At 67.4% G+C, this 4,685-nt stretch carries 3 protein-coding genes; all 3 read left to right on the top strand.

The features are described from left to right. Positions 1 to 159 precede the first annotated feature (159 nt). The 3 genes from ACWGIG_RS37120 (at position 160) to ACWGIG_RS37110 (ending at position 4,644) form a co-directional block, all read left to right on the top strand. A complete protein-coding gene (locus tag ACWGIG_RS37120) occupies positions 160 to 861 on the top strand; it encodes an HAD family hydrolase (protein ID WP_453326129.1) in 702 nt (233 codons plus the stop codon). A 442-nt stretch (positions 862 to 1,303) separates the two neighbouring features. After that, on the top strand, positions 1,304 to 2,905 hold the full coding sequence (locus ACWGIG_RS37115; protein WP_453326128.1) for an ABC transporter substrate-binding protein: 1,602 nt from the start codon (positions 1,304 to 1,306) through the stop codon (positions 2,903 to 2,905). Between the two features lie 140 nt (positions 2,906 to 3,045). Beyond that, positions 3,046 to 4,644 carry an ABC transporter substrate-binding protein gene (locus ACWGIG_RS37110; RefSeq protein ID WP_453326127.1) on the top strand — a complete coding sequence of 533 codons (1,599 nt, stop codon included), beginning with the start codon at positions 3,046 to 3,048 and terminating at the stop codon, positions 4,642 to 4,644. Positions 4,645 to 4,685 lie beyond the last annotated feature (41 nt).

The raw sequence follows: 4,685 nt of genomic DNA, 5'->3' as shown, positions 1-4,685 counted from the left end.
TTACTTCAACGCGCGTAACCCGCGTTAGGGTAACCCGTGCACCAAATCCGGGAACGCGCTTTCCACTGGCCGGACGTACACTGGTCGGCCCAGTGCAGGCCGGCGGCCCCCCCCCCCCGGGGGCAGCCGGCCTTCTCGCCCCCCAGGAGGTGTGCCCGGATGACCAGCACGGTCCCCGCACTCAGTACACGTACGGCCGAAGACTCCACCCTCCAGGCGGTCCTCCTCGACATGGACGGCACCCTCGTGGACACCGAGGGCTTCTGGTGGGACGCCGAGAAGGACGTCTTCGCCGAGCTCGGGCACCAACTCGACGAGGCCTGGCGGGACGTGGTCGTCGGCGGCCCGATGACCCGCAGCGCCGGCTTCCTCATCGAGTCCACCGGCGCCGACATCACACTCCCCGAACTGACCGTGCTGCTCAACGACCGCTTCGAGGCCCGCATCGGCAACCGCGTGCCGTTGATGCCGGGCGTCGCACGACTGCTGGCCGAACTCCGGGCGTACGACATCCCCATGGCCCTCGTCTCGGCCTCGCACCGGCGCATCATCGACCGGATCCTCGAATCGTTCGGCCCGGACACCTTCGCCCTCACCGTCGCCGGTGACGAGATCGCCCGCACCAAGCCGCACCCCGACCCCTACCTGCACGCGGCGGCCCGGCTCGGCGCCGACCCGGCGAGATGCGCGGTCGTCGAGGACACCGCGACCGGAGTGGCCTCCGCGGAAGCGGCGGGCTGCCGGGTGGTCGCCGTACCGTCGGTGGCGCCGATCGCCCCCGCGGACGGCCGGGTCGTCGTCGGATCCCTCGAAGAGGTCGATCTCGCATTTCTCCGGACCCTGATTACGGGAATGAACTGACCCGGGCACCCAGAGTGGCTCCGGGACGACTTTTCGAATAGGCGGAAACACAGGGCAGCGAAGCATGCGTATGGCGTGAGATTCCCTATTGGGAATTCCTCCCTCCGTACAAGTATTCATGAGGTGAGCTTGGTCACGGGGCGGCCCGTCGGCACGGGTGCGGCAACGCGAGAACCCCGGCCGACGGGCCGTTTTACCTGCCGTTGTGTCCCGATTGATGAAGTCCTGTACGAAAGGTTCCATACCCCCGCCCACCAGCCCCGACCCAGGACACCGGTAGGGCGGCCCCCGCATTCCCACTAATCTCGACGCGAGAACTTCGCCGCCCCCTCTGCGGTTCGGTATCCGGCCCGGTCCGCCCGCCTCAACAGGCGGAAAATGGCGAAGTGTTCGTACAAAAGCTGCATTGCATTGCAGTGCCGGTCGAGGGAGAACTTCCAGGATGAACCGCAAGACTCTGGTGCTGCCGGCGATCGTCGGCCTGCTCGCGCCCGTACTCGCCGCCTGCGGCAGCTCGGACAGCGGGGATGCGGCCGGCAAGCCCATTGTCGTGGGCACCACGGACACCTTCGACGCGACCCCGGAAGGCCCGGCACCCTTCGACCCGGCCCACGCCTACGACGTCGGCGCCTGGAACATCATGCGGCCGTCCCTGCAGACCCTGATGCGCGTCCCGCGCGGCGGCGGCGCACCGGTCCCCGAGGCCGCCGAGAGCTGCGGCTTCACGGACACCGAGAACATGGGCTACCGCTGCAAGCTCCGCTCCGGACTGCAGTTCTCCGACGGCAAGCCGCTGGACGCCGCCGACGTGAAGTTCTCCATCGAGCGCTCGCTGAAGATCAAGGACAAGAACGGCCCCGTCTCCCTGCTCACCAACATCGACGCCGTCGAGGCCAAGGGCGACAGCGAGGTGGTCTTCCACCTCAAGACGTCCGACGCCACCTTCCCGTACAAGCTGGCCACCCCCGCCGGCTCCATCGTGGACAACGGGACCTACGCCCTCGACAAGGTCCGTGCGGGCTTCGAGGTGAGCGGCTCCGGCCCCTACACGGTCCACGTCGAGGCCAAGGGCAAGTCCGTCACCAAGGCCGTCTTCACCAAGAACCCGCTCTACAAGGGCAGCGTCGAGCTGAAGAACGACAAGGTCGAAATCCGCTCCTTCCCCGACTCCGCGAGCATGGAGAAGGCACTCAAGCGCGGCGAGATCGACATGATGTCCCGCACCATCACGCCCCAGCAGATCAGCAGCCTGTCCACCTCCCAGGACCAGAAGATCAAGCTCGTCGAGCTCTCCGGCCTCGAAATCCGCTACCTCGGCTTCGACACCACCGACCCGGCGGTCAAGAACAAGGCAGTGCGCCAGGCCATGGCCGCCCTCGTCGACCGTACCGAGCTCACCCACTCCGTGTACGGCGCCACCGCCGAGCCCCTGTACTCGCTGATCCCCACGACCATCACCGGCCACAAGAACTCCTTCTTCAGCAAGTACCCCAAGGCCGACCCGAAGAAGGCGGAGAAGCTGCTGCGCTCCGCGGGCATCAAGACCCCGGTCAAGCTCACCCTCACGTACACCACCGACCACTACGGCTCCGCGACGAAGAAGGAGTTCGAGGTCCTGCAGAAGCAGCTCAACGACTCCAAGCTCTTCGACGTCACCGTCGAGGGCGTCAAGTGGAGCACCTTCAGCCCCGACCAGAAGGCCGGCAAGTACTCCGTGTACGGCATGGGCTGGTTCCCCGACTTCACGGACGGCGACAACTACGTCGCACCGTTCCTGGACAAGGACAACTTCCTCAACAGCCCGTACGCCAACAACGAGATCCGGACCTCGCTCATCCCGCAGTCCCGCCGCGAGGCCCAGCGCGGCTCCGCCACCCCCGCCTTCGAGCGGATCCAGGACATCGTTGCCGAGGACGTGCCGATCCTCCCGCTGTGGCAGGGCAAGCAGTACATCGCCGCCCGCAGCGACATCACCGGCACCGAATGGGCGGTCAACTTCGCCGCCGACCTCCAGCTCTGGGAACTCGGCCGCGGCGTCGCCTGACCCCCGGGCCCCGGCCCTCCGCGCCCCTACCCCCGACGCACTCCCGACGTGCTTCCCACGCACCCCCACGTGCCGTGGGAAGCACGGACCTCCCACCCCACCACGTACGACCAAACCCCCACGAAAGATCTGAGACAGCGGTGCAGATACGCAAGCCGTGGCTGACGGCTCCCCTCGCAGCCGGGCTCTCGGCAGGACTCCTCGTCGGCTGCGGCAACGCCGACAGCGGTGACGGCGCCGGCAACACGACCGGAACCGGCAAGCCCGTCACCATGGGCATGTCCGACGAGATCAAGGCCACCGACCCGGCATCCGGCTACGACCCCGGCTCCTGGCTCCTTTTCAACAACGTCTTCCAGTCACTGATGGCGTTCCCCAAGGGCGGCTCCGAACCCGCACCCGAAGCCGCCGAGAGCTGCGCCTTCGACAAGGGCAGCACCGTCTACCGCTGCACCCTGCGCCGCGGCCTCACCTTCAGCAACGGCAACGCGCTCACCTCCAAGGACGTCAAGTACTCCTTCGAGCGCACCCTGAGGATCAACGACCCCGCCGGACCGGCCGTCATGCTCTCCTCCATCAAGAGCATCGAGACCCCCGACGACCTGCACGTCGTCTTCCACCTCAAGGTCCCCGACGCCACCTTCCCCAGCAAGATCGCCTCCGGCGCCGGCTCGATCGTCGACCACCGCGAATACCCGGCCGACGCACTGCGCACCGACCACAAGGCGGCCGGCTCCGGACCGTACCGACTGGACTCCTTCGACAAGGGACAGGCCGTCTTCACGGTCAACAACGGCTACCGCGGCACCGCGGAGATCAAGAACACCGGCATGACCCTCAAGCTCTTCCACGACGACCAGAAGGCACTGGGGGAGTCCCTCAAGAAGGGCGAGATCGACCTCGCCTACCGAGGCCTCGACGCCAGGGAAATCGCCCGGACGGAAACCAGCGCACTCAGCGGCGACAACCCCGTCGAACCCGTCGAAGGCAGCAGCGCCGAAGTCCACCACCTGGTCTTCAACACCAAGGACCCCGTCGCGGGAAAGCTCGGGGTCCGGCGCGCCATCGCCCACCTCGTCGACCGCGACGCCCTCGTCCGCGACGTCTACCGCTCCACCGCCACCCCGCTGTACTCGATCGTCCCGGCCGGCATCTCCGGCCACAACACCGCCTTCTTCAACCGGTACGGAGCCCGCCCGCAGCCCGCGAAGGCCAAGCAGGCACTGCGCGCAGAAGGCATCACCGGCAAGGTCAGGCTCACCCTCTGGGCCACCCCCAGCCGCTACGGCCCCGCCACCGTCCAGGAGTTCAAGGCCCTCGCCCAGCAGCTCAACCGCAGCGGCCTGTTCGCCGCCGACGTCAAATCCGTCGGCGAGGAGCAGTACGAGAAGGACATCGCCGCCGGAAAGTACGGCGTCTACGTCAAGGGCTGGATCCCCGACTACCCGGACGCCGACAACTTCACCCAGCCCTTCTTCGGCAAGGGCAACGTCCTCTCCAACCACTACGAGAACACCGAGATCACCGGGCGCATCCTCCCCGCCGCCGCAGCCGCCGCGGACCGCGCCGGCACCAACGAGGAATTCGGCCGCCTCCAGGACATCGTCGCCGAGGACCTGCCGATCCTCCCGCTGTGGCAGGGCAAGCAGTACGCCGTGGCCCGCAACGACGTCGCAGGCCTGGAATGGACCCTCGACAGCTCGACCGTCTTCCGCTTCTGGGAAATCAGCAAGGGCTGACCCTGCCGACGGCACGCGGAGGGGCCCCACCATTGCGGTGG

This window comes from Streptomyces sp. NPDC054863 (assembly GCF_053610825.1).
The sequence above is the reverse complement of the archived record's forward strand: the minus strand, read 5'-3'. Positions and strand labels throughout refer to the sequence as shown.